This window comes from Streptomyces malaysiensis subsp. malaysiensis, assembly GCF_040653035.1.
GTDB classification, from domain to species: domain Bacteria; phylum Actinomycetota; class Actinomycetes; order Streptomycetales; family Streptomycetaceae; genus Streptomyces; species Streptomyces malaysiensis.
In genome coordinates this window covers 225281-247583 of record NZ_JBEZNG010000003.1, presented here as the reverse complement: position 1 = coordinate 247583, position 22303 = coordinate 225281, and the positions used below count along the sequence as shown (strand labels likewise).

Here is a 22303-nt window from a genome sequence, read left to right as displayed (position 1 = left end):
GAGGATGCCCGGCCGACATGCCTACGCGCTGATGGACAACTCCCGTGCCCGCTGCCGCGCTTGGGCCCGCAGCTCCTTCAGGCGGCTGTGGAATGCGTTGTGGCCGTTCTGGTCGAGGTTCAGCGGTAGGTCGAGCCGGGAGATGAGCTGTGACTCCAAGGCCCATGGCTCCCCCCGCTCGACCCAGCACACCCGGGCGTTGTCCGCCATCCACTGGCTCAGGGTGGCCTCGCCGGCCTTGCCGAAAGTCATCCGCTTACCGCTGCCCACGCGGCGCAGCTCAAGCCCGAGCAGGCAACCGAGCGTAAGCCGGAGCGTCGAGCCCGCCGCGTTGCCCCGATAGTGGTACCGCACCCGCTTGCGCAGGTTCTGGGTGCTGGTGCGGTTCGCCATGTACCGCGGCGCTATGCCGACGTAGAGCAGGCATCGGGCGTCCAAGTCCGGGTGGGGCGGCTGCTCGAAGTGCCACCCATAGACTCCCGGGACCGCGGGGACGGGGCTTGGACGCGTCAGGACCTCCTGCCCCAACCACAGCCGGTCGGGGCTGGTGAGAGCGGTAGCTTCCATGAAACCTCCAGGCGCGCCACGGCTGACAGTCCCAGGCTATTGCTCGGCACCGACAGACCGCTCCTGGCTTACATCGCCCCTGCGCTACACCGCTTCAGGCTCGGCCACCCTGACCCGATACGTCCGGGATCGCAGATAGGCACCTCCTCCGGGCTTTTCTTCCCATACGCTATGGCGCACGCCACGCCGTCGCCGTGGCCGGGGGGAACATGATGGAGCAGCTTCAGAAGCTCGTTGACCACCATCGTGATTGCAGGCAGGAGCCAGTGCGCTTTCGCCCCAGCACGTGGCACCCGCGGCTGGAGCCGTACGGAGCGGCACACGTACTCGATGTCGGCGTTGGATGTGTGAGTCCGAGTGGTGACCGGCTCATCAGCCGAGGCGATCTGGTCGACCTCCGTGACCGCGTCGGCGACGATCCTGACGGTCTACGCGACCTGTTCGTGGCTGTCATGATCTGGGGCTCGGGCACCACGAACGGACGCGGCCCGCGCTACACCGAAGCCGCCCTGTCCGACGCCCGCCTGCCCGCTGTTCTCCGGACCACGCGCCAGGCGGTCCGAAGCGGTGACTTGAGCGGGGCCTATAGGCAGTTCGTCCTCAGCGGGGTGCGGCGATCCTCCTCCACGAAGTGGTTCGCGGCCGTCGACGACCGCGACGTCGGGTGTGCCCGGGCCTTGATCCTGGACAGTCGGGTCCTTCATTCACTGAATGCCCTCGGGTGGTCCAGCTGGCAGGCGGCCGGCACTCGTCGCTGGCCGACCCGTTACGCGACTTACGTCAGCTCCATGCACGGCTGGGCCTCGTCTCTGGGCGTCACAGCCGACTGGCTTGAGTGGCTTCTCTTCCATCTGAACGGTCGCGTCGACGGGCCCCGGGAGGGACACGACAGCACATGACGGCCCTGCGGCGGACCCTCGACAGCGGCGAGAGCCCCCTACTTGCGGTGAAACCGCAAGTAGGGGGCTCTCCGGTGTGGGCTTACTTCTTCTTGCCCTGGTTCTTGACTGCCTCGATGGCGGCCTTCGCGGCGTCCGGGTCGAGGTAGGTGCCGCCCGGGGTGACGGGGCGGAAGTCGGTGTCGAGGTCGTAGGAGAGGGGGATGCCGGTGGGGATGTTGAGGCCGGCGATGTCGGCGTCGGAGATGCCGTCGAGGTGCTTGACCAGGGCGCGGAGGGAGTTGCCGTGGGCGGCGACCAGGACGGTGTGGCCCGCCAGGAGGTCCGGGACGATGCCGTCGTACCAGTACGGCAGCATGCGCTCGACGACGTCCTTGAGGCACTCGGTGCGCGGGCGCAGCTCCGGGGGGATGGTGGCGTAGCGCGGGTCGTCGCTCTGGGACCACTCGGCGCCGTCCTCGAGCGGGGGCGGCGGGGTGTCGTACGAGCGGCGCCACAGCATGAACTGCTCCTCGCCGAACTCGGCGAGGGTCTGGGCCTTGTCCTTGCCCTGGAGGGCGCCGTAGTGGCGCTCGTTGAGGCGCCAGGAGCGGCGGACCGGGATCCAGAGGCGGTCGGCGGCGTCCAGGGCGAGCTGCGAGGTGCGGATGGCGCGCTTCAGGAGGGACGTGTGGAGCACGTCGGGGAGCAGGCCGGCGTCCTTCAGCAGCTCACCGCCGCGGACGGCCTCCTTCTCGCCCTTCTCGTTCAGGTTGACGTCCACCCAGCCGGTGAACAGGTTCTTCGCGTTCCACTCGCTCTCGCCGTGGCGGAGGAGGATCAGCTTGTACGGTGCGTCGGCCATGTCGCCGAGCCTACTGGACCCGCCTGCGGGGGTCGGTTGACGGACCCCGTCAATTGGCTGGCGGCGCGGGGTCCACATCGGTAAGTTGCGGGTGCTGGTTGCGCCACTTACAGGTGTGTTGCTCACGGGGGGAGTCGTCCGGTGTCCGTCGCTCGACTGAGGCAGGCCACGAAGGAGAGCGTCTCGGGGTTGCCCCGGGAGTTCTGGTGGCTGTGGACCTCCACGCTGGTCAACCGGCTGGGCGGGTTCGTGGCCACCTTCCTCGCCATGTACCTGACCGCGGATCGTGGCTATTCGGCGATGTTCGCCGGGCTGGTGGGCGCGCTGTACGGGCTGGGCGGGGCGGTGTCGGCGGTGGTCGCCGGGGTGCTGACCGACCGGCTGGGGCGACGGCCCACGCTGCTGGTCTCGCAGCTGTCCACGGCCGCCACGGTCGCCGCGCTGGGCTTCGTCCAGGACCCCGTCGCCATCGCCGTTGTGGCCTGTCTCGTGGGTATGACCAGCAACGCGTCACGGCCCGCCGTGCAAGCGATGATCGCCGACATCGTCGCCCCCAAGGACCGGGTGCGGGCCTTCTCGCTCAACTACTGGGCCATCAACCTCGGCTTCGCCGCCTCCGCGGCGGCGGCCGGGCTGATCGCGCGCCACGGTTATCTCACGCTCTTCCTGGCCGACGCCGGGATGACGCTGGCGTGCGCGCTCATCGTCTTCGGGAAGCTCCCGGAGTCCAGGCCCGCCCGGCCGGAGCCGGGTGGCGCCGCCCTGGGAGCGGATGCGCCGGAGCCGGCGGTCGGGCTGGGCACGGTGCTGCGGGACCGGCGGTTCATGGCCGTGGTCGGGCTGTCGTTTCTGATCGCGACCCTCATCCAGCAGGCGTTCGTGGCGCTGCCGGTGGCGATGGGGGCGGACGGGCTGTCCAGCACGGACTTCGGGCTCGCGATCGCGACGAACGGCGCACTGATCGTGGCCGTGCAGATCCCGGTGACGCGGTTCCTCGAACGCCGCGAACCGGCGCCGCTGCTGATCGTCTCCGCGCTGCTGACCGGAGCGGGCTTCGGGCTGACCGCCTTCGCCGGGTCGGTCGGGATGTACGCGGTGGCCGTGACCGTCTGGACGCTCGGCGAGATCATCAACTCCCCCACGCAGATGGGGCTGGTGGCCCGGCTCTCCCCGACCCATGGGCGCGGCCGCTACCAGGGGATGTACACCCTGTCGTGGTCCCTCGCCTCGCTCATCGCACCGCTCGCGGGCGGCGCCGTCATGGACCGCTTCGGCGCGGATGCCCTCTGGGCGAGCAGTGCTGTGGTGGGGCTCGTCGCGGCCGGGGGGTATGCCGCCCTGGGCCGTGCCATGCGGTCCCGGCCTGCGGCCGGGGGGTCTGGAGGGTCTGGGGGTTCGGGGGCTTCCGGCGCTTCGGGTGGTTCCGGCGCTTCGGGTGGTTCGGGTGCTTCGGGGGCTTCGGGTGCTTCCGGGGGTTCCGGTGCTTCCGGGGGCGAGGCCGGTGACGCCTCCGGTGACGCGGCGCATGCGGGAGGTGTGGGGGCCGGTGGCGAGGTGCGCAGCGGCTCGGGTGGCAGCGCGCCCGCGGTCGGGGCGGGCCCCGGTCTCGCGGTCGGTGACGCCTCCGATGGCTAGGTGGACAGCGGCTCGGATGGCGGCCCACCCGCGGTCAGGGCGGGGGCCGGTGGCGCCGCCCGGCGTGGGGGCCTGGGCGGGCTTCGGGCACGGGCGACGCTCTTACGGTGCGGGTCTGGGGATTACGGGCTCGATCCTGATGGTCGGCACCGAGCGTGGTGGCAGCTGAAAGGTCGGAATCGTCGGCCGCGCCGGGAACGTGGGCTGCTGGTAGGTCGGAAACGGAGCGGGTTCCGTGCCGGTGCCGCCGCCCGGCTGGTAGCGGTCGGTCCAGCGGGTCACCGGCACCCTCGGGTAGCTCGGATCGTCGCTGTTCGCCCACAGTGCGAGCGACAGCCCCGTCATCAGCAGCAGCACGGTGAGCGCCAGCCCGCCCACGGCCTTGATGCGTCGGCGCGCGGGGCCGGTGATCCCGGGCGTGATGCTGATCTGTCGCGCCTTCCCCGCCGGCGCCGGGCCGTCGACCGTACCCCCTGCCGGGTCCGTGGAGGGCAGCGGTGCGCGTTCGTCCACGCCCAGGGCGGCCAGGTGCAGCCCGAGCTGCCGGGTCTGACCGGGCAGCCGTACGGCGGTGTCGGCCCAGGTGCGGATGGTCTCGGGGGCGATGCCGTCGGGCGGTACGAGGATGCTGGGGCCGGTCCAGTTCATGGCCCAGTACGCCGTCCCCTTCGCCACCAGCTGCGCCCCGATCAGCACGGCCAGGGCCTCGGCCAGGGGGCCGAGCGGGTCGTGTTCGGTCCGCTCGCCGTGGAACATCCGCTCGCCGTGCGGCAGACGGGAGTTGAGGGCGCGGGCGAGCGGCATACGGCGGCCGCTGTCCAGCAGCCACAGCACCCGTTGGACCGTCAGCGCGTCCGGCTCCGTCGCCGGTGCCGTGACCGACCCCGGTCCCGGCTCCTTTCCTGACTCCTTTCCCGGCTCCGGTTTCGGTTTCGGATTTGCTTTCTTGCGCCCCACCCCCTCCGTCTCCTCGACCTCCCGCACCGCCTCGGCCAGCGGGGGCAGGATCCGGGTCGCGCGGTGCTCGGCCAGTTCGGTGAGCCAGTCCCGCCAGGGCACCCTCGTACCCGCGTCCGGGCCGGGCAGCATGACGCGGCCCAGCGCGACCGCGTACCGCGGCCGCAAGGCGAGGGGGTCCAGGGAGAAGGGGTCCAAGGAGAGGGGGGCCGTGCCGGGTTCCGCGGCGGGCAGGCGCGCCAGCCGTTCCAGCCGGGTGGCCAGGGCCGGATGCGCGTCGTCGGGGTCGGCGGGCCGCTCGACGGCGCGGGCGCGCAACGCGGCCAGCGGCTCACGCAGTTCGGGGGCCTCGACCATATGGGCGAAGGCGCGGAACGGATCGTCGGGGATCCGGCCCGTCGCCCGGCGCATCGGGGCCAGGAATTCCGCGAGGAACTCCTGCCACGCCGCGTCCAGCGCCGTCGTGGAGCGCAGCGCGTCGGCGACGGCGTCCGGACCGGCCACCCGGGCGGCCTCACGGTCGGCCTCCAGCTCCTGGCGCCGCCGGACCGGGCGGGTGAGCCAGCGGAAGACGTAGGTGTAGAGGTTGAGCAGCAGCAGCGGCCCGCCCGCGTACAGCCGTACCAGGTCATTGGCGGCCGCCGCGTCCTGGATCGCCTGTCGGGCGGCGACCAGCCCCGCCGCGCCCCGGTGGGCGACCACGCCGAAGCGGCTGTGGCGGCGGGAGAAGTGGCCGAGCTCATGCGCGAGGACGGCGCGCAGTTCGGCGCGCGACAGACCGGCCAGCAGGGGCAGTCCGAGGTAGAGGACGCGTCGGCCGGGGGCGAGCCCGAGGAGCGGTGCGTCCTCGGTGACGGAGGCGTTGGCCTCGGCGGTCAGCCGGATATGGCCGGGCGGCCGGGTGCCGATGTCGAGGGCCAACTCCTCGACCGTGTCCCATAACTCCGGCGCCCCGCGCCGGGTCACCGTCACCGCGTCCTCGCGCGCGGCGGCGGGGCGGGCGGTGCGGATCACCGCCCACACCATGCCGAAGACGATCGGGGCGAACGCCGCGCAAGCGGTGATGACGCTCATGGGCGGCGTCTGGACGCCCGGCGCTCCTGCGGTCCATAAGGCCGCCGCGAGGAAGGCCGCCCAGAGCAGCACCATGGCCGCGACCAGCGCGTAGAAGACGGCGAGCAGGGCGAGGGCGAGGATGGCGCGGGCGGCGGCGATCATCGCCGCCCCCGGAAGCCGTCGCGGGCCCGGCCCCGCCCACTGCCGTCGCGGGCACCGTCCGGGACACAGCCGTCGCGGGCACCGTCCGGGACACTGTCGCTGGCCCCGTCCCCAGCACCGTCACAGGCACCGTCCGCACCGCCACCGCGGACCCGGCCCCCATCACCATCACGACCACCGTCCGCGACGCCATCCCGCGTCCGTTGTTCGCCCCGGAAGCCGTACGACAGCCACCGCGCGGCGCCGTGCAGCGCAAGCGTCAGCGGGTCCTCCGGTGTGCGGGTGAGCAGGCGCTCGGTGGAGCGGCCCAGGTCCGGGGAGACGTCGAGCAGCAGGCTGAGCCGGGCACGGGCCTTGTGGAGGTTGCTGCCGACGCTGCCGACCGAGATCCCCAGCTCGGTGGAGATCGCCTGATAGCTCATGCCCTCGAGCGAATGCATGACGACCACCTGGCGCTGGCGCGGCGGCAGCGTGCCGAGGGCGCGCAGTGCGGCCAGCGCCTCGGCGGTCTCCTCCACGGAGGCGGTCGCGGCGGCCGGGACGGTCATCTCGACCGGCTTCCAGCGGAACCACCAGCGCCGCCCGTCCCGCGAGAGCTTGCGCCGCATGGTGGTGGTCACCCATGCCTCGGGCGAGGCGTACGTCCTGACCTCCGGCCAGCGGCGCATCGCCTCGATGTACGCCTCCTGGACGGCGTCCTCGGCGTTCTGCCGGTTGCCGCTGAGCATCACCGCACGGGCGGCCAGCCAGGGGTAGGTACGGGCGTAGAAGGCGTCGAAGTCCTCGTCCGCTCTCCCCTCGGACTCCCCCTCGAACTCCCCCTCGGACGGCCCGCCGCCCTCGAACTCCTCGACCGTGTCGCTCACGCCGATCGCCCCCGTCCCGCGCCTCCGGACGCCACCGTACGGTCGGTGTCGCGCCGTATGGTCAGCGCCGCGCCGTCGGGGCGGCGGTCGGTGAGCACCGTGCCGGGCTCCGTTCTGCTCACCAACTCGGCCAGCGTGCGCGCCCGGAGCCGTTCGCCCGAGCGCGCCGCAAGCCAGCGGATGACGTCCCCCATCAGCCGTAGCACCCCCACCGTCACGACCGTTGCCACCGTGAGCCACGGATTGTCCATGAGCACCGTTGTGTCTCCTCTTCATGGTTCCCGGCCGGAGCCGGTTCACCATGAAGAGCCGTCATGGACCGTATTTCTTCACCGCGTTTCTCACCGTGTTTTCCGGGAGATGTCAGCCGGAGGTGTCAGCCGTGCGTACCTGCCGGGGATAGCCATGAGTACCGGCCGTGGATAGCCGTGCGTACCTGCCGGAGACAGCCGTGCGTACCTGCCGGAGATATCAGCGCAGGGCGCGCTGCGCCTGGTACAGGTTGCGGGGCTGGACGGCCTCCGGATGCCCGTAGGACTCGATACGGGAGTGGAGCGGACCGGTGAAGTCCGGGACGTCGATCTGGCCGAACTGCCGGACCTCGCTGATCCCGACCGTCGCGCTGTACGGCGCGATGTCGTCGATCCGCACGCAGCCGGCCCGCTCGTTGGTGACCGTGACGTTCCAGTGGGCGAACCGCGCCCCGTAGAGCGGACCGGCGCTCGCGTCGCCCCCGTGCGACCCCGTGTTGTCCGCGGTGATCTCCGTACGGACGTTGGCGAAGGGCATCCCGCGGTGGGTGTCGAAGGTGCCCATCTCCATCCGGCCGCGCGACCAGACGTTGTAGCTGGACAGCCCCTCCACGTTGATCCCGTGCAGCTGTGTCCCGGCCGGGGCCGGGACGGTGCGCCGCGCCAGCACGAAGTCCTCCACGAGGTTGTCGTGCGAGCCCTCGCGGCAGCAGTAGGGATGGTGGCTGCCGCGCCCCGTCACCCGGGTGCGGCGCAGCGTGCACGCCTTGGCGGCGACGAGCAGGAAGCCGTTGTCGACGTTGTTGACGGTCACGTCGTCCACCCAGCAGTCCCACGCGCACTGCAACGCGACGCCGTTGTACCCCTTGTCCAGCAGATGCTGCGCCTGCGGGGTCTCGACGACGTCGAGGGTGATGCCCTCCACCCCGGAGCCGGTGACCGGGGGCACCAGCGTGGTGAACCGGGGCTGCCAGGCGGGCCGGGCGTCGAGCGGCAGCGGACGGTCGAGGGTCACCCGGCCGCGCCCGCGGTCGACGGCGGCGACGCGGCACGGCCATTCGTAGGGGACGTACGAGGTGAGCTTGGTCTTGTCGGTCCAGAGGTAATCGGCGGCGCCCTCGACATCGCCCGCCATATGGCTCAGGAGCGAATGCGTGTTGTCATCGGCGAGTTGGAGCAGCACGCGGTCGCCGGGGCGCAGGGCCGACGGGTTCTCGACGGTCACCGTCCAGTCGCCCCGGCGGGCGGGGGCGGCGAGGCCGGTGAGGGTCCGCCACTCGTCGCGCCGGTTGCCGGTCCAGCCCTCGAACGGCCACGCGCGGGCCCGAATCGCGTCGGTGAGGGAGCGCAGGCGGGCGTCCGGGCAGATCCAGATGAGCCCGCCGGCCCAGGACCAGGACGACTTGTCCCCGCCGTAGCGGCTGCCGTACGGGCCGATCAGCTCGGTGAGGTTACGGGTCGCGTGGAGGGTGGTGCGGCCGCTGCCCGCGCCGCGCAGTACGACGTTGTCGTGGCCGAGGCGGATGACGTCGTCCACGCGGTAGGTGCCCGGGGGCACCAGGACCGTGCCGCCGCCGCGGCGCCCGGCCGCCTCGATGGCGCGGTTGATCGCGGGGGCGGCGTCGGCGGAGCCGTCGGGCCGGGCGCCGTAGTCGCGGACGTCGGCGACCACGGGCGGCCGGGGGAAGGACGTACGGCCGCCGAGGTATCCGGCGCGGCCGACGTAGGGGAGCTGCGGATGGGTGTACGGCCGGTCGAGGAACTCCTGCCAGAGGGGGGACGTACGGGCCCCGCCCGGATCACCTGTCCCGCCCGCGCCACCCGTCCCGCCAGTGGTACGCGGTGCGGCCGCCGCGTCCGTGGCGCTCAGGAGCGGGGCGCCCGCCCCCAGGGCCGTGGCACCCGCCGCCAGGCCCATCGCACCGCCGAGCAGCCGCCTTCTGCCGATCTCCATGCCCATGAGCCAGCCCCGCCTTCCATGGATGTGAACGCAGTTCAGGTGAGAGACGGCGTGAGAATGCCATGGGGCAGGGGCGCGCGGAAGGGGTCGCGTCAGGACGCATGCATGTCAGGCAGCGGGGACGGACGTCAGGCGGAGACCGGGCCCGGACCGTCGTTCACTTCGCCGCATCGCGGGTCAAATTGCTGAACGCCTCGAGGTTACGCGTCGATTCGCCGCGCGAGGTGCGCCATGCGTACTCCTTGCGGATGGCGGTGGCGAACCCCATCTCCAGCAGGGTGTTGAAGCTGCCGTCCGCGTTCTCCAGCACCGTGCCGAGCAGCCGGTCCAGCTCCTCCGGGGTGACGGCCGCGAGCGGCAGCTTGCCCACCAGATAGATGTCGCCGAGCTGATCGATCGCGTAACTCACCCCGTAGAGCCGGGTGTTGCGCTCCAGCAGCCAGCGGTGGACGGCCGCGTGGTTCTCGTCGGGATGGCGGACGACGAAGGCGTTGACCGAGAGGGAGTGCCGGCCGACCCGCAGCGAGCAGGTGGTCGACAGCTTGCGGGTGCCCGGGAGCGTGACGACGTAGGTGCCGTCCTCCGGGCTCTCCCACTCCAGCTCGGCGTCGTTCAGCGTCCGCTCGATGACGGCCCGGGGGTCGGCCTCGGGGGCGGTGTCAGCCATGGGGTCAGCCATGGCCCGATCGTAGGCGACGCCGCTCCCGCATGGCCTCCGTGTACACCTCCGCCGTCGCCGCGGCGGCCGTGTCCCACCCGAAGGACTCGGCGTGCCGGGCGGCCGCCGCGCCCATCCGGTCCGCCCGCTCCGGTTCCGCCGCGAAGGGGCGCAGCGCGCGGGCGTAGTCGGCGGGGTCATGGCCGTGGATCAGCGTGCCGCTGACCCCGTCCCGTACGGCCACCGGCAGACCGCCCACCGAGGCCGCCACGACCGGGGTGCCGCATGCCTGCGCCTCGATGGCCACCAGCCCGAACGACTCGCTGTACGAGGGCATGACCAGCACGGACGCGGCCCGGTACCAGTCGGCGAGCTCATCTTGCGCACAGGGCGGCCGGAAGCGCACCACATCGCAGATCCCGAGCCGCGCCGCCAGCTTGTGCAGCCCCTCGGGCTTGGCCAGACCGCTGCCGCTGGGGCCGCCCACCACGGGCACGACGATGCGCTCGCGCAGTGAAGGGTCATCCTCCAGGAGGTGGGCGACCGCGTGCAGCAGGATGTCGGGGGCCTTGAGCGGCTGTATGCGCCCGGCGAAGAGGGGTATGAGCGCGTCGGCCGGGAGGCCCAGCCGGGCGCGGGCGGCGGCCCGGCCGTCGGCGGGGCGGAAGCGGTCGAGGTTCACCCCGGGGTGGACGACCGCGACCAGCTCGCGCGCCGCCTCGTAGTGGCGCGCCAGCTCCTCGGCCTCCTCGTCGGTGTTGGCGATCAGCCGGTCGGCGGCGCGGACGATCTGCTGCTCCCCGATGACGCGGGCGGCGGGCTCGGGGGTGTCGCCCTCCGCCAGCGCGGCGTTCTTGACCTTGGCCATGGTGTGCATGGCGTGCACCAGCGGCACTCCCCAGCGCTCGGCGGCCAGCCAGCCGACGTGGCCGGAGAGCCAGTAGTGGGAGTGGACCAGGTCGTAGTGGCCCGGCCGGTGCCCGGCCCACGCCTGCATGACCCCGTGGGTGAACGCGCACAGCTGCGCCGGCAGGTCCTCCTTGGCCAGCCCCTCGTAGGGCCCCGCGTCCACATGCCGGACGAGCACGCCGGGGGCGAGCTCGACGGCCGGGGGGAGCGCGGCGGTGGTGGCCCGGGTGAAGATCTCCACCTCGATGTCGATGGCGGCCAGGCGCTTGGCCAGCTCCACGATGTAGACGTTCATCCCCCCGGCGTCGCCGGTGCCGGGCTGATGCAGCGGCGAGGTGTGGACGCTGAGCATGGCGATGCGCCGCGGCCGCCGTGGCATACGGCGAAGCCGCTGGTGGGACGGGGTGCCGAACGGTACATGAGACCGGCCTCGCAGGCCGCCGAGCCGGGACGCGTGCTGGCTCACCGCGCGTTACCTCCTTGACAGGGGGGGCTCCCTCCTCGGTCGTCAACACCGGAACTGGTGGTTCCCATTTCCGCTTTGCCAAAGCGTGACGTTCCGATACCCGTCGGCCACGCCGCGTCCGCCCCCGCATAGGCTCTGCGCCATGCCCGCCCGCGTTCCCCCGCCGTCCCGTCCGATCGGTTCGGCGACCCGCGGCACGACCAACCCCAACCGGCTGCGCCGGATGGACCGGTGGATCGCGGCGGCCCACGGGGCCGCGCTGCGCCGGGCCGGGGAGCCGCCGGTGGCGGTCGATCTGGGGTACGGGGCGGCCCCGTGGACCGCCGTCGAGCTGCTGGACCGACTGCGGACCGTACGGGGCGGGACCCGCGTCGTGGGCGTCGAGATCGACCCCGGACGCGTGGCCGCCGCGCGGCCGTACGAGCGCGAGGGGCTCACCTTCGCGCACGGCGGCTTCGAGGTACCGCTGCCCGGCGGGGCGCGCCCGGCGCTCATCCGGGCGGCCAATGTGCTGCGGCAGTACGAGGAGGGCGAGGTCGCCGCCGTGTGGCGGCGGCTGTGCACACGGCTGGCGCCCGGCGGGCTGCTGGTGGAGGGCACCTGCGATGAGATCGGGCGGCGGCACGTCTGGGTGGCGCTCGGCCCGGCGGGCCCGCGCACCGTGACCTTCGCGGCCCGCCTCGGCTCCCTGGAACGCCCCTCCGACCTGGCAGAACGGCTTCCCAAGGCGCTGATCCACCGCAATGTGCCGGGCGAACCGGTGCACACCTTCCTGCGCGACTTCGACCGCGCCTGGGCGGCCGCCGCCCCGTACGCGCCGCTCAGCGCGCGTCAGCGCTGGATACGCAGCGCCCAGACGCTGCGCGCGGCGGGCTGGCCGCTCGCCGACGGCCCGCGGCGCTGGCGCCAGGGCGAGGTCACGGTGCGCTGGGAGGCGCTGGCGCCCCGGGGCTGACGCCTCCTTCCGGGCCGTCGCCTCCGTCCGGGCCGTCGCCCGCGATGCCCGCGCCGTCGCCCGTGGCGCCCGCGGCGTTCGCCGCGCCCCCGGTGGCGGCTGCCGTGTCGGGGTCGCGCCCTGCCGTATCGGGGGCGGCGCCCGCCGTATCGGGGTCGGCGCCCGCCGTGTCGGGGTCGGCGCCCGCCGTGTCGGGGTCGGCGCCCGCCGCGTACTCCTCGCTGATCTCCTTCGGCCCGAACGGCCACACCTTCTCCACCCGCGCCCACAGCACGAACGCCACACACCCCGCCGCGACCCAGGCGAGCGACCATTCGATGGGGTGCCGGCCGGGGGAGTTCTTGTCCGCGTAGCCGTAGATCACCAGCCAGCCCACCAGCGCCACCACGCTCGGCAGCGGATAGAGCCACATCCGGTACGGCCGCCGCAGCCCCGGCTGGCGGCGGCGCAGCACCGTGAGGGCGACGATCTGAGCCAGGGCCTGCACGATCACCATGACCGTGGTCAGCAGCTGGATGAGCGTGGCCAGATCGGTGTGGCGGCCGATCAGGAAGCCGATCGCGGTGACCACGCCCATCGTGGCCAGGCCCAGCGCGGGAAAGCGATGGCGCGGGTGGAGCCTGCCGTAGGGACGGAAGAAGACCCGCTCGCGGGCGGCGTCGTACGGCACCCGGGAGCCGCCCAGCAGCCCGGCGAAGACGGACGCGAAGGCCGTGATGAGGATGAGCACGGTGACGACGTCGGCCGCGCCCTTGCCCCACGTCTCCTCCAGCACCGCCGAGGCCACGGACTGGGAGGCCACCGAGCCGGGGTCGGTCATCTCATGCCAGTCGACGACGCCGAGGGTGCCGATCTGGAGCAGCAGATAGATCCCCATGATCCCGGCGATCGAGGTGACGATCGCCCGCGGCAGGGTGCGGCCGGGGTCCTTGATCTCGGCGCCCATGTACGCGGCGGTGTTGTAGCCGAGGTAGTCGTAGATCCCGATGGTCAGGCCCGCGGCGAACCCGGTCCAGAACTGACCGCTGCCCAGGTCGAAGGCGTGGTCCGGATAGGTGAACGCCTGCCCGGCGTCGAAGTGGCTGAAGGCCGCGACGATGACCAGGAGCACGGAGGCGATCATCACGCACCACATGACGGCCGTGATCCGGGCGATGTGCTCGACCCCCCGCCACAGCAGCCCGATGACCAGGACGATGACCCCGAGCCCGACCAGATCGCCCTGAGTCCGCGTCATATCCGGCCACAGATAGCCCAGATACTGCACCAGACCGACCACGCCCGTGGACATGATCAGCGGAATGAACAGCATCGCCGTCCAGACGAACAGAAACGGCATCAGTTTGCCGCTGCGGTACTGGAACGCCTGGCGCAGATAGACATAGCTGCCACCGGCCCCCGGCAGCGAGGCGCCCAACTCGGCCCAGATCAGCCCGTCGGCGAGCGCGAGCACCGCGCCCGCGACAAAGCCGATGACGGCCTGGGGCCCGCCGAACGCGGCGACCATGAGGGGGATGGTGACGAACGGTCCGATGCCGCACATCTGGCTCATATTGATGGCGGTCGCTTGGAACAGGCCGATACGGCGGACGAATCCGCCCTCGTCGGTGCCGGACATCCGGACCTCCATTGCCCTCTCGCGCCACAGGCGCCACCGTGGGAGGGAATGAAAGTAAGGAAACTTTCCAGTCGCGTCAAGGAGGTGGGACGCGACAAAAATGACGAGGGGCGGGGCACGTGGCGGGCCCCTCAGGCCACCGGGCCCCACCCCGGCCCGCGCCGTCAGACCACCGCCGCCGCGCCCGACAGGGCCTTCAGCGCCTCCGCCGTCGCCGACCCCTCGTCTGCCGTGTACGTACACAGCGTCTGCCCCGGATCCGCGGGCAGGACGAACGCCTCGAACCGCAGCACCAGCTCCCCCGCCTCCGGATGGCGGAACCGCTTGACGCCCCGGGTCCGCTCCTGCACCGCCTGTGCCTCCCACCGCCGCCGGAACTCCTCGCTTCCCTCCAGCAGCTCATGCGTCACCCGGCACACCCGTGAGCTGCCGGGGTGGCGCCCGACCTCCGCGCGCAGCCCGGCCACCGTGTCATCGGCGACTTCGTCCCAGTTGGGGTGGATCTCCCTGAGCCGGGGGTCGAGGAAGACCAGCAGCGGGCCGTTGCGCCGCTCCTCGGGGATCGCGGCGTAGTCGATGCCGAGCCGGGTGCCCAGCCGGTTCCAGGCCAGGATGTCCATCGCGGGCCCGTAGACATAGGCCGGGACACTGCCGTCCATCGCGTCCAGCAGCTGCTGGATCTCCGGCCGCACCCGGGGCCGCGGATCGGGGTCGGGCACTCCGCCACGCCGCCGCGGCAGCGTGATGTTGCGCAGATAGGTGTGTTCGGACGGGGTCAGCCGCAGCGCCCGCGCCAGTCCGTCGACCACCGAGTCCGAGATGGCCGGGGCGCGGCCCTGCTCGATACGTGTGTAGTAGTCGACGCTGATCCCGGCCCGCTGGGCGACCTCCTCACGGCGCAGCCCCCGCACCCGGCGCCGGACGACCCCCTCCGGCAGCCCCAGCTCGGCCGGGTCGAGCGCGGCGCGGTGCGCCTTGAGAAACCCCTTGATCTCCGGTTCGGAATGGCCCATCGCTCCATTATCCGGGCGCCGCCGGATTCTGGGCCGTACAGGTGGTTCTGGCAGACCCAGGTTGAGCCGGGCCTGGTGAGGTGTCCGCCCGGAGCCGAGGCTGAAGGCGCATGACGGCATGGACGCCATGGACGCCATGGACGGCACAGGCCATGGACGGCAGAGCGGGCCACGGAAGACAAAGGAAGGCATCAGCATGAAGCGCAGGATCCTCGGTGGGACCGGCATCTCGGTGAGCGAGTACGCCCTGGGCGCGATGATGTTCGGCGCCCTGGGGAACCCCGACCACGACGACTCGGTACGGATCATCCACCGCGCCCTCGACGCGGGCATCAACTTCGTCGACACCGCCGACGTCTACTCCGCGGGCGAGTCCGAGGAGATCGTCGGCAAGGCACTCAAGGGCCGTCGCGACGACATCGTCCTGGCCACCAAGGCCCGTTCCTCGATGGGCGACGACCCCAACCACGGCGGCAGTTCACGGCGCTGGATCACCCGTGAGGTGGAGAACAGCCTGCGCCGTCTGGGCACGGACCATATCGACCTCTACCAGATCCACCGGCCGGACCCGGCGACGGACGTGGACGAGACCCTGTCGGTCCTGTCCGACCTGGTCAGAGCGGGCAAGGTACGCGCCGTCGGCTCCTCCACCTTCCCGGCCGAGCAGATCGTGGAGGCCCAGTGGGTCTCCGACCGGCGTGGGCATGTGCGGTTCCGCAGTGAGCAGCCGCCGTACTCGATCCTGGCGCGCGGGGTGGAGGCGGCGGTGCTGCCGACCGCGCGGAAGTACGGGATGGGCGTGCTGAGCTGGGGTCCGCTCTCCGCGGGCTGGCTCACCGGCCGCTACACCAAGGCGGCCGATGTCGATCTGTCGGGCGGCCGGGCGGCCGTGGAGAAGCACAAGTTCGACCCGTCGCTGCCCGGCAACGCCCGCAAGCTGGAGGCGGTCGGCGCGCTGTCCGAGCTGGCGTCCGACGCCGGGGTCCCGCTCGCGCATCTGGCCGTCGCCTTCGTACGGGCCCATCCGGCCATCACCTCGGTGATCATCGGCCCGCGCACCATGGAGCAGCTGGAGGATCTGCTCGCCGGGTCCGAGGTGGAGCTGGGCGAGGACGTCCTGGACCGGATCGACGAGATCGTCCCGCCGGGCACGGACCTCAACCCGGCGGACAGCTACTACACACCGCCGGCGCTCGGGGACAAGCGGCTGCGCCGCCGCTGAGCGGCGCCGGGGGCGGATCACTCCATCCGGCCGGCGGAGGAGGAGGCGGCGAGGGCGATCAGCTCGGCGATCTGGTCGAGCGCCGCCCCGTCCCGCGTCAGCCTGCTGGTGGCCACCCTCACATGGGGCCGCGCGTAGGAGACGCAGAACCGGCTGCCCGGTGAAACGGTGATGCCCCGCGCGGCCAGGGTGACCAGCGCGGAGGTCTCGTCCACCACCGGCACCCACAGCATCAGACCGTCCCGGTTGGCGGTGTGCACACCGCGCTCCGCCAGCCGTTCGGCCAGCGCGGACCGCCGGGCGTCATAGTGCCGGGCGGCCTCGCGCACACACCGGTCCGCGTCCTCGTCGGTGAGCAGATGGGCCAGGGCGTCCTGAAGGATCCGGCTGGTCCATCCAGTGCCGAAGGTGCGCAGCACCCGCGCCCGTTCGACCATCTCGCGCGGCCCTCCGACCACGGCGATCCGCAGATCCGGGCCGTACGCCTTGGAGTAGGAGCGGACCAGGGCCGTCCGGTGCGGCAGATGGGCGCCGAGGACGGCGACCGGGCCGGTGGTCAGGGGGCCGAGGCCGTCGTCCTCGAGGATGGCGACGTTCGGCGCGCCCTCCAGGACCCCGGCCAGTGCGGCGGCCCGTTCGGGGCCGAGCGACCAGCCGCAGGGCACCTGCGCCCGGGACTGATGGAGGAAGAGCGCGGGGCGCGCGGTGAGCGCCCGGGCCAGCGAGTCGGGGAGGGGGCCCTGGTCGTCGCAGGCCACCGGCACGGTCTGGGCGTCCAGCGCCTCGAGGATGTCCAGCAGCCGGGCCGCCGTCGGATCCTCCACCGCCACCCGGTCCCCCGGCACCAGCAGGGCCTGGCAGAGCAGTTGCACCCCTTCGTAACCACCGCCCACGGCCATCCAGGCGTCCGGCCGGTAGGGCCAGCTGTCCGCTACCGCCGCCAGCAGGCCGTCGGTGATGGCCGTCCGCGCGTAGTCGTTGAGCCGCGGGGTGCGTGCCCCGGCGAGCAGGGCACTCTCCAGCGGGGGCAGCAGGGCGGGATCGGGGGCCGCGACGGCGAGGTCAAGTGCGAGATGGTCGCCGAAGTCCCCGACGCGTTCATAGCGGGTGGGATGCGGAACGGTGGGCGGACCGCTGACGACGCTGCCGCGGCGGCCGAGTGTGGCGATCATCCGGTGCTTGCGCAGCACCGCCCATGCCTCCGCCACGGTGCCGGGGCTCACCCCCAGCCCGGCGGCGAGCGCGCGCACGGTGGGCAGCGCGCTGCCCGGCGCCAGTTCGCCCGCCCGGATGAGATCGGTCATGGCGGCCGCGATACCGCGTGCGCTGGTGTCCGGGATACGGGCGGCCAGCCCGGCCACGGAGGCCGGATCCCCCGGCCGTGCGACGGCCGGATCCGCGGTGTTCTCCTGCATCGGCACACCCCTCGTGGGTCCTGTCGGCCGGCGGACGGTCAGCAGATTACGACACGGAAAAACTATGTTCGGTAACAGAACAGACCTTGTCTACCGGAATCACTGAACAATAGCCTGCCTGGCATCGCGCAGCCGAATGCGAGCTTTGCGCCGAAAATGCCATGTGCAAGGAGTACGTACTGTGTCATCTCCCGTGATAAGACTGGGACTTCGCGACTGGGACCATCTGGTACCCCTCGCCTCCGGGCTCGTCGAGATCCCCGGTTTCACGGTCCGCGTCGATGCGCGGGACGTCACCCCCGACGTCCTGACCGAACCCGGGCTCGACGGCGGTGAGACCTCGTTCAGCCGCTATGTCCAGGCCCGCGCGGCGGGGGACGACCGTCTTGTCGGGCTCCCCGCGTTCGTGATGCGCGGCTTCCGCCACCGCTGCGTCCTGGTGCGCGAGGACAGTCCGCTGCGCTCCCTCGGGCAGCTCGCCGGGGCCCGTATCGGGCTCACCGGCTGGCCCGACTCCGGCAACACCTGGACCCGGGCCCTGCTGCGCGCCGCGGGAGTGGATCTCGCGGGCGTCCGGTGGCTGGTCGGACCGCTGACCGCCGACGAGACCGGCAAGGACCGGGTGGGCGGCCGGCCGCTGCCCGCGGGCGTCTCGGTCATGGCCGAGGGCGAATCCCTGGTGGACGAGCTGGCCGCGGGCCGGCTGGACGCGGTGCTCTCGCCCTTCATGCCGCGGGAGCTGTTCACCAGGACCAGCCGCTTCCGTCATCTGCTCGACGACCACCGCACCGAGGAGCGCGCCTACTGGGAGGCCACCGGGTTCGTCCCCGGCATCCATCTGGTGACGCTCAAACGGGAGGTGGTCGAGGCCCATCCGGAGCTGCCCGCCGCCCTGCTCGCGGGACTGGAGGAGTCCAAGCGCCGGTGGCTCGGCAGGCGCCGGCTGCTCGCCGACACCACACCGTGGCTGCTGCACGAACTGACCGAATCGGCACGGCTGTTCGGCGACGACTGGATGCCGTACGGGACCAAGAGCAACGCGGAGATGACCCGGGCCTTCTGCGAGGAGCTGTACGCCCAGGGCGTCTGGCCCGAGCCCATCGACCCCGAGGTGATCTTCCCCGACCCCGCCCTCGCCGCCGTCCCCGCGCTCTGAGCCCCGCCCTACGCCGCCGTCCCCGCACGCCGACCCCCGCTCCCGCCGCCCTTCCCGCACTCGCCGCCGTCCCCCGCACTCCGACCCACTCCGGAGCACCACATATGCGCATCGCCGTAGGACAGTTCGCCGCCACCCCCGACTGGAAGGACAATCTGGCCGCCTGCCAGGAGCTCACCGCCCAGGCGGTACGGGGTGGCGCGGATCTGCTCGTCCTCCCCGAGGGCGTGCTGGCCCGCTTCACCGAGGACCGCCACCGCATCCGCGAGGTGGCCCAGCCCCTCGACGGCCCCTTCGTCTCCGAGATGCTCGCCGCCACCGCCGGGTCGGCCACCACCGTGGTGGTCGGCATCCATGAGCCGTCCGAGGACGGCCGGGTGTTCAACACCCTGGTGGCGCTGCGCGACGGTGAGCTGATCGCCCGCTATCGCAAGATCCACCTCTATGACGCCTTCGGCGATCTGGAGTCGGCCAACGTCCGCCCGGCGGACGAGCCGCCCGTCGTCATCGATGTGGCGGGCACCAAGGTCGGCCTGATGACCTGCTACGACATCCGCTTCCCCGAGCTGGCCCGGCTGTTGGTGGACGCCGGTGCCGAGGTGCTCGCCCTGCCCGCGGCATGGGTGCGCGGCCCGGCCAAGGAACGGCACTGGGAGGTCATGATCACCGCACGGGCCCTGGAGAACACCTGCTGGGTGGCGGCGAGCGGCGAATGCGGTCCGCGCAACATCGGCAACAGCCTCGTCGTCGACCCACTCGGCACCGTCCGCTCCCGCCTCGCCGCGGCCCCCGGCCTGGCCTGGGCGGACGCCGCTCCCGACACCACCGCCGCGGCCCGTCGCGCCCTCCCCGTCCTGGCCAACCGCCGGTTCGCCGTCGACCCCACCGTCATCCCCCTCGGAGCGCCCCAGTGAGCATCCCCATGAGACGTCCCCTGGCCACCGCGGCCACCGCCCTGTCCTGCTGTCTCGCCCTGGCCGCCTGCGGGGCCAACCCGCCCCAGGCGGAGGGAGCCGGCGGCTCCTCCGGCGGCGACGCGAAGGCATCGGCCAAACTCCCCGAGGACAAGGCGCTGCACGCGCTGCTGCCCACGAAGAACCGCACATCCGGCACGCTGGTGTCGGTCAACAACGGCTCCTTCCCGCCGTACGAGATCGCCGGTTCGGACGGCCACAGCCTCACCGGAGCCTCCGCCGACCTCGCCGATTCACTCGGCCAGGTCCTCGGCGTGAAGATCCGGCATGTGACCACGGACGGGCTGCCCAGCCAGCTCACCGGCATCAAGGCGGGCCGCTACGACTTCGCCCTCGGCCCCGTCGGCGACTTCAAGGACCGGCAGGGCGCCAACGACTTCGTCGACTGGGTGCGGGAATTCGTCGTCTTCGCCGTGCCCAAGGGCAATCCGCACCACATCGGCTCACTGGCCGACACCTGTGGACAGCGGATCGCGGTGATGGCGGGCGGCTCCGCCGAGGGCGTCATCAAGAAGCAGGCGCTCACCTGCGAGAAGGACGGCAAGAAGCCGGTGAAGGTCCAGTCCTACAAGGACCAGCCCGGTTCCATCCTGGCCGTGCGCTCCGGCCGTGCGGACGCCTTCTTCTCCTCCCAGGCGCCGCTCACCTACTTCGTGGCGCAGGCCAAGGACCAGCTCGAACTGACCGGCACCGGCAAGGGCAACGGCTTCGACGACCTCTACCAGGGCGCGGTCGTGGCCAAGGGCTCCCCGCTGCGCGACGTGCTCCTCAAGGCGCTCCGGAAACTCATCGACGACGGCACCTACGGAAAGATCATGAAGAAGTGGGGCCTGTCCGCCAACACCCTCGACAAGCCGGGCGTCAACCTCGGCGGCGAGTCCTGATCCTGTGAGGAGGTGAGCCCAACCATGGCCACCACGCAACCGCCGGCCACCCGGGACGACCCCGGTGCGGCCGAGCTCCCGCCCGGCGCCGTACCCGACGTCGACGTGGCCGGGGCGTCCCCCGTCCGCCATCCGCTGCGCTGGCTCGCGGTCCTGCTCCTCGCGGTCCTCTGCGCCCAGCTCATCCACTTCCTGATCACCAACCCGCACTTCGAATGGGGCACCGTCGGCGCCTACTTCGGAGCCCAGGTCATCGGACAGGGCATCGCCACCACGGTCGAACTGACCGCGATCGCCATGCTCATCGGCGTCGCCGGCGGGGTGCTCGTGGCGGTGGGGCGGATGTCGGAGAACCGCGTGCTCAGCACGGTCTGCGGCGCCTACGTCTGGTTCTTCCGCGGCATCCCCGTCCTGGTGCAGCTGGTCTTCTGGTACAACCTCTCGGCGCTACTGCCGAGGATCTCCTTCGGCGTGCCGTTCGGCCCCGAGTTCATCAGCGGGCAGACCAACACGCTCATCACCCCCTGGCTCGCCGCCATCCTCGGCCTCGGCCTCAACGAGGCCGCGTACATGGCCGAGATCGTGCGCGGCGGTCTGCTGGGCGTCGACCAGGGTCAGACGGAGGCCGCCGCCGCGCTCGGCATGGGCCGCGCGAGGATCCTGCGGCGGGTCGTCCTGCCGCAGGCCATGCGCTTCATCATCCCGCCGACCGGCAGCCAGGTCATCAACATGCTGAAGGCGACCTCGCTGGTGAGCGTGCTCGCGCTGGCCGATCTGCTCTACACCGTCCAGTCGATCTACAACCGCACCTTCGAGACCATCCCGCTGCTGATCGTGGCGTGCCTGTGGTACTTGGTCATGACGTCCGTGCTGTACGTCGGCCAGTCGTTCATCGAGCGGTACTACGCCCGCGGGGCGACCCGCCACGCGCCCCAGGGCTTCTGGGCCTTCGCGCTCTTCCGCCGGCGCCCGGACACCCCGTCCCCGGCGGCGGACGGCCCCCTCGCCAAGGAGGAGACATGACGGTCCAGGACCCCCAGGCGGCCTCCGCCCCCGAGGCGGCCACCGAGGAGGTGCCGATGGTCGTGGCCCAGCGGGTCCGCAAGCGGTTCGGGCAGCTCGAAGTGTTGCGCGGTATCGACCTCGAGGTGCGCCGGGGCGAGGTCGTGGTGCTCCTCGGACCGTCCGGTTCCGGTAAGTCGACCTTCCTGCGCTGCATCAACCACCTGGAGCAGATCGACGCGGGCTCCATCCATGTGGAGGGCAGGCTGATCGGCTTCCGGAAGTCCGGCGGCCGCGTCCACCATCTGCGCCCGCGCGAGGTGACCCGGCAGCGACGCGACATCGGCATGGTGTTCCAGCACTTCAACCTCTTCCCGCACCAGACCGTCCTGGAGAACGTCATCGAGGCCCCGGTCGGTGTGCTCGGCCTCCCCAAGGCCGAGGCACGGAAGACGGCGACGGAGCTGCTGACGCGGGTGGGGCTGGCCGACAAGGCGGCCTCGTATCCGCGCCAGCTGTCCGGCGGTCAGCAGCAGCGCGTGGCCATCGCCCGCGCCCTGGCCATGCGGCCGAAGCTGATGCTCTTCGACGAGCCGACCAGCGCCCTGGACCCCGAGCTCGTCGGCGAGGTCCTGGCGACCATGCGCGACCTGGCCCGGGACGGGCTCACCATGCTCGTGGTGACCCATGAGATCGGGTTCGCGAAGGAGGTGGCGGACCGGGTCGTGTTCATGGACGACGGCCAGGTACTGGAGAGCGGCACCCCGCGCGAGGTGCTGGACAGCCCGACCAACCCCCGCACCCGGGCATTCCTCTCCCGCTTCCTCTAGCGGA

20 protein-coding genes are annotated in these 22303 nt (G+C 72.0%); 9 read left to right on the top strand and 11 right to left on the bottom strand.

Going from position 1 to position 22303, the window contains the following annotated elements; all coding sequences use genetic code 11:
* Positions 1-21: 21 nt before the first annotated feature.
* Positions 22-567 (bottom strand): GIY-YIG nuclease family protein, encoded by a 546-nt coding sequence (locus AB0E24_RS08220; RefSeq protein ID WP_359375507.1) that lies wholly within the window; start codon positions 565-567, stop codon positions 22-24.
* A 209-nt stretch (positions 568-776) separates the two neighbouring features.
* Between AB0E24_RS08220 and AB0E24_RS08215 the strand changes: the two genes are divergently transcribed.
* On the top strand, positions 777-1466 hold the full coding sequence (locus AB0E24_RS08215) for an 8-oxoguanine DNA glycosylase OGG fold protein (protein ID WP_359375505.1): 690 nt from the start codon (positions 777-779) through the stop codon (positions 1464-1466).
* A gap of 82 nt (positions 1467-1548) precedes the next feature.
* On the opposite strand, the gene AB0E24_RS08210 is transcribed toward AB0E24_RS08215, so the two are convergent.
* Entirely contained in the window at positions 1549-2310 is a 762-nt protein-coding gene (locus tag AB0E24_RS08210) for a phosphoglyceromutase (protein WP_069860843.1), read from the bottom strand.
* 141 nt (positions 2311-2451) lie between these two features.
* Between AB0E24_RS08210 and AB0E24_RS08205 the strand changes: the two genes are divergently transcribed.
* Entirely contained in the window at positions 2452-3945 is a 1494-nt protein-coding gene (locus AB0E24_RS08205) for an MDR family MFS transporter (protein ID WP_359375503.1), read from the top strand.
* A gap of 102 nt (positions 3946-4047) precedes the next feature.
* Here the strand turns inward: AB0E24_RS08205 and AB0E24_RS08200 are convergent, their stop codons facing one another.
* The 6 genes from AB0E24_RS08200 to mshA form a co-directional block, all read right to left on the bottom strand.
* A complete protein-coding gene (locus AB0E24_RS08200; RefSeq protein WP_359375500.1) occupies positions 4048-6120 on the bottom strand; it encodes a M48 family metalloprotease in 2073 nt (690 codons plus the stop codon).
* Positions 6117-6986: an RNA polymerase sigma factor gene (locus tag AB0E24_RS08195; protein ID WP_359375498.1), complete on the bottom strand. Its 870-nt coding sequence runs from the start codon at positions 6984-6986 to the stop codon at positions 6117-6119. The genes AB0E24_RS08200 and AB0E24_RS08195 overlap by 4 nt, the downstream gene beginning before the upstream one ends.
* Positions 6983-7237, bottom strand: coding sequence for a hypothetical protein (locus tag AB0E24_RS08190; protein ID WP_100806905.1), 255 nt, complete (start codon positions 7235-7237; stop codon positions 6983-6985). Before AB0E24_RS08190 ends, AB0E24_RS08195 begins: the two co-directional genes overlap by 4 nt.
* A gap of 220 nt (positions 7238-7457) precedes the next feature.
* The gene (locus AB0E24_RS08185) at positions 7458-9197 is read right to left on the bottom strand and encodes a glycoside hydrolase family 55 protein (protein WP_359375495.1); all 1740 of its coding nucleotides are present in this window, start codon (positions 9195-9197) and stop codon (positions 7458-7460) included.
* Positions 9198-9354: 157 nt separating this feature from the next.
* A complete protein-coding gene (locus tag AB0E24_RS08180) occupies positions 9355-9876 on the bottom strand; it encodes a type III secretion system chaperone family protein (protein ID WP_100806903.1) in 522 nt (173 codons plus the stop codon).
* On the bottom strand, positions 9869-11230 hold the full coding sequence (mshA, locus tag AB0E24_RS08175) for a D-inositol-3-phosphate glycosyltransferase (protein WP_093705299.1): 1362 nt from the start codon (positions 11228-11230) through the stop codon (positions 9869-9871). The genes AB0E24_RS08180 and mshA overlap by 8 nt, the downstream gene beginning before the upstream one ends.
* 142 nt (positions 11231-11372) lie before the next feature.
* Here mshA and AB0E24_RS08170 point away from each other — a divergent pair, with 142 nt between their 5' ends.
* Positions 11373-12185 carry a class I SAM-dependent methyltransferase gene (locus AB0E24_RS08170; RefSeq protein WP_102935027.1) on the top strand — a complete coding sequence of 271 codons (813 nt, stop codon included), beginning with the start codon at positions 11373-11375 and terminating at the stop codon, positions 12183-12185.
* Here AB0E24_RS08170 and AB0E24_RS08165 read toward each other — a convergent pair.
* Positions 12148-13803 (bottom strand): APC family permease, encoded by a 1656-nt coding sequence (locus AB0E24_RS08165; protein ID WP_359375491.1) that lies wholly within the window; start codon positions 13801-13803, stop codon positions 12148-12150. The genes AB0E24_RS08170 and AB0E24_RS08165 overlap by 38 nt on opposite strands.
* A 164-nt stretch (positions 13804-13967) precedes the next feature.
* Entirely contained in the window at positions 13968-14816 is an 849-nt protein-coding gene (locus AB0E24_RS08160; RefSeq protein ID WP_079258080.1) for a helix-turn-helix transcriptional regulator, read from the bottom strand.
* A 196-nt stretch (positions 14817-15012) separates the two neighbouring features.
* Here AB0E24_RS08160 and AB0E24_RS08155 point away from each other — a divergent pair, with 196 nt between their 5' ends.
* Positions 15013-16038 (top strand): aldo/keto reductase, encoded by a 1026-nt coding sequence (locus tag AB0E24_RS08155; protein ID WP_359375488.1) that lies wholly within the window; start codon positions 15013-15015, stop codon positions 16036-16038.
* A gap of 17 nt (positions 16039-16055) precedes the next feature.
* On the opposite strand, the gene AB0E24_RS08150 is transcribed toward AB0E24_RS08155, so the two are convergent.
* Positions 16056-17453, bottom strand: a complete 1398-nt coding sequence (locus tag AB0E24_RS08150; protein ID WP_093705450.1) for an aminotransferase class I/II-fold pyridoxal phosphate-dependent enzyme — start codon at positions 17451-17453, stop codon at positions 16056-16058.
* Between the two features lie 181 nt (positions 17454-17634).
* Between AB0E24_RS08150 and AB0E24_RS08145 the strand changes: the two genes are divergently transcribed.
* The 5 genes from AB0E24_RS08145 to AB0E24_RS08125 all read left to right on the top strand — a co-directional run bounded on the left by AB0E24_RS08145 (position 17635) and on the right by AB0E24_RS08125 (position 22299).
* Complete coding sequence (locus AB0E24_RS08145; protein ID WP_093705448.1) at positions 17635-18609, top strand: substrate-binding domain-containing protein; 975 nt, start codon at positions 17635-17637, stop codon at positions 18607-18609.
* Positions 18610-18713: 104 nt separating this feature from the next.
* A complete protein-coding gene (locus AB0E24_RS08140) occupies positions 18714-19523 on the top strand; it encodes a deaminated glutathione amidase (RefSeq protein ID WP_359375485.1) in 810 nt (269 codons plus the stop codon).
* Between the two features lie 8 nt (positions 19524-19531).
* Entirely contained in the window at positions 19532-20467 is a 936-nt protein-coding gene (locus tag AB0E24_RS08135) for an ABC transporter substrate-binding protein (RefSeq protein ID WP_079258083.1), read from the top strand.
* A gap of 24 nt (positions 20468-20491) precedes the next feature.
* Positions 20492-21490 carry an amino acid ABC transporter permease gene (locus AB0E24_RS08130; RefSeq protein ID WP_359375483.1) on the top strand — a complete coding sequence of 333 codons (999 nt, stop codon included), beginning with the start codon at positions 20492-20494 and terminating at the stop codon, positions 21488-21490.
* The gene (locus AB0E24_RS08125) at positions 21487-22299 is read left to right on the top strand and encodes an amino acid ABC transporter ATP-binding protein (protein WP_370684907.1); all 813 of its coding nucleotides are present in this window, start codon (positions 21487-21489) and stop codon (positions 22297-22299) included. Before AB0E24_RS08130 ends, AB0E24_RS08125 begins: the two co-directional genes overlap by 4 nt.
* Positions 22300-22303: the final 4 nt, after the last annotated feature.

Excerpts from the sequence above, each read along its gene's own strand:
- AB0E24_RS08220 (WP_359375507.1), bottom strand. The coding sequence starts at position 567 with ATGGAAGCTACCGCTCTCACCAGCCCCGACCGGCTGTGGTTGGGGCAG.
- AB0E24_RS08215 (WP_359375505.1), top strand. The coding sequence starts at position 777 with ATGATGGAGCAGCTTCAGAAGCTCGTTGACCACCATCGTGATTGCAGG.
- AB0E24_RS08210 (WP_069860843.1), bottom strand. The coding sequence starts at position 2,310 with ATGGCCGACGCACCGTACAAGCTGATCCTCCTCCGCCACGGCGAGAGC.
- AB0E24_RS08200 (WP_359375500.1), bottom strand. The coding sequence starts at position 6,120 with ATGATCGCCGCCGCCCGCGCCATCCTCGCCCTCGCCCTGCTCGCCGTC.
- AB0E24_RS08190 (WP_100806905.1), bottom strand. The coding sequence starts at position 7,237 with ATGGACAATCCGTGGCTCACGGTGGCAACGGTCGTGACGGTGGGGGTG.
- AB0E24_RS08185 (WP_359375495.1), bottom strand. The coding sequence starts at position 9,197 with ATGGGCATGGAGATCGGCAGAAGGCGGCTGCTCGGCGGTGCGATGGGC.
- AB0E24_RS08180 (WP_100806903.1), bottom strand. The coding sequence starts at position 9,876 with ATGGCTGACCCCATGGCTGACACCGCCCCCGAGGCCGACCCCCGGGCC.
- AB0E24_RS08170 (WP_102935027.1), top strand. The coding sequence starts at position 11,373 with ATGCCCGCCCGCGTTCCCCCGCCGTCCCGTCCGATCGGTTCGGCGACC.
- AB0E24_RS08165 (WP_359375491.1), bottom strand. The coding sequence starts at position 13,803 with ATGTCCGGCACCGACGAGGGCGGATTCGTCCGCCGTATCGGCCTGTTC.
- AB0E24_RS08160 (WP_079258080.1), bottom strand. The coding sequence starts at position 14,816 with ATGGGCCATTCCGAACCGGAGATCAAGGGGTTTCTCAAGGCGCACCGC.
- AB0E24_RS08155 (WP_359375488.1), top strand. The coding sequence starts at position 15,013 with ATGAAGCGCAGGATCCTCGGTGGGACCGGCATCTCGGTGAGCGAGTAC.
- AB0E24_RS08150 (WP_093705450.1), bottom strand. The coding sequence starts at position 17,453 with ATGCAGGAGAACACCGCGGATCCGGCCGTCGCACGGCCGGGGGATCCG.
- AB0E24_RS08140 (WP_359375485.1), top strand. The coding sequence starts at position 18,714 with ATGCGCATCGCCGTAGGACAGTTCGCCGCCACCCCCGACTGGAAGGAC.
- AB0E24_RS08135 (WP_079258083.1), top strand. The coding sequence starts at position 19,532 with ATGAGACGTCCCCTGGCCACCGCGGCCACCGCCCTGTCCTGCTGTCTC.
- AB0E24_RS08130 (WP_359375483.1), top strand. The coding sequence starts at position 20,492 with ATGGCCACCACGCAACCGCCGGCCACCCGGGACGACCCCGGTGCGGCC.
- AB0E24_RS08125 (WP_370684907.1), top strand. The coding sequence starts at position 21,487 with ATGACGGTCCAGGACCCCCAGGCGGCCTCCGCCCCCGAGGCGGCCACC.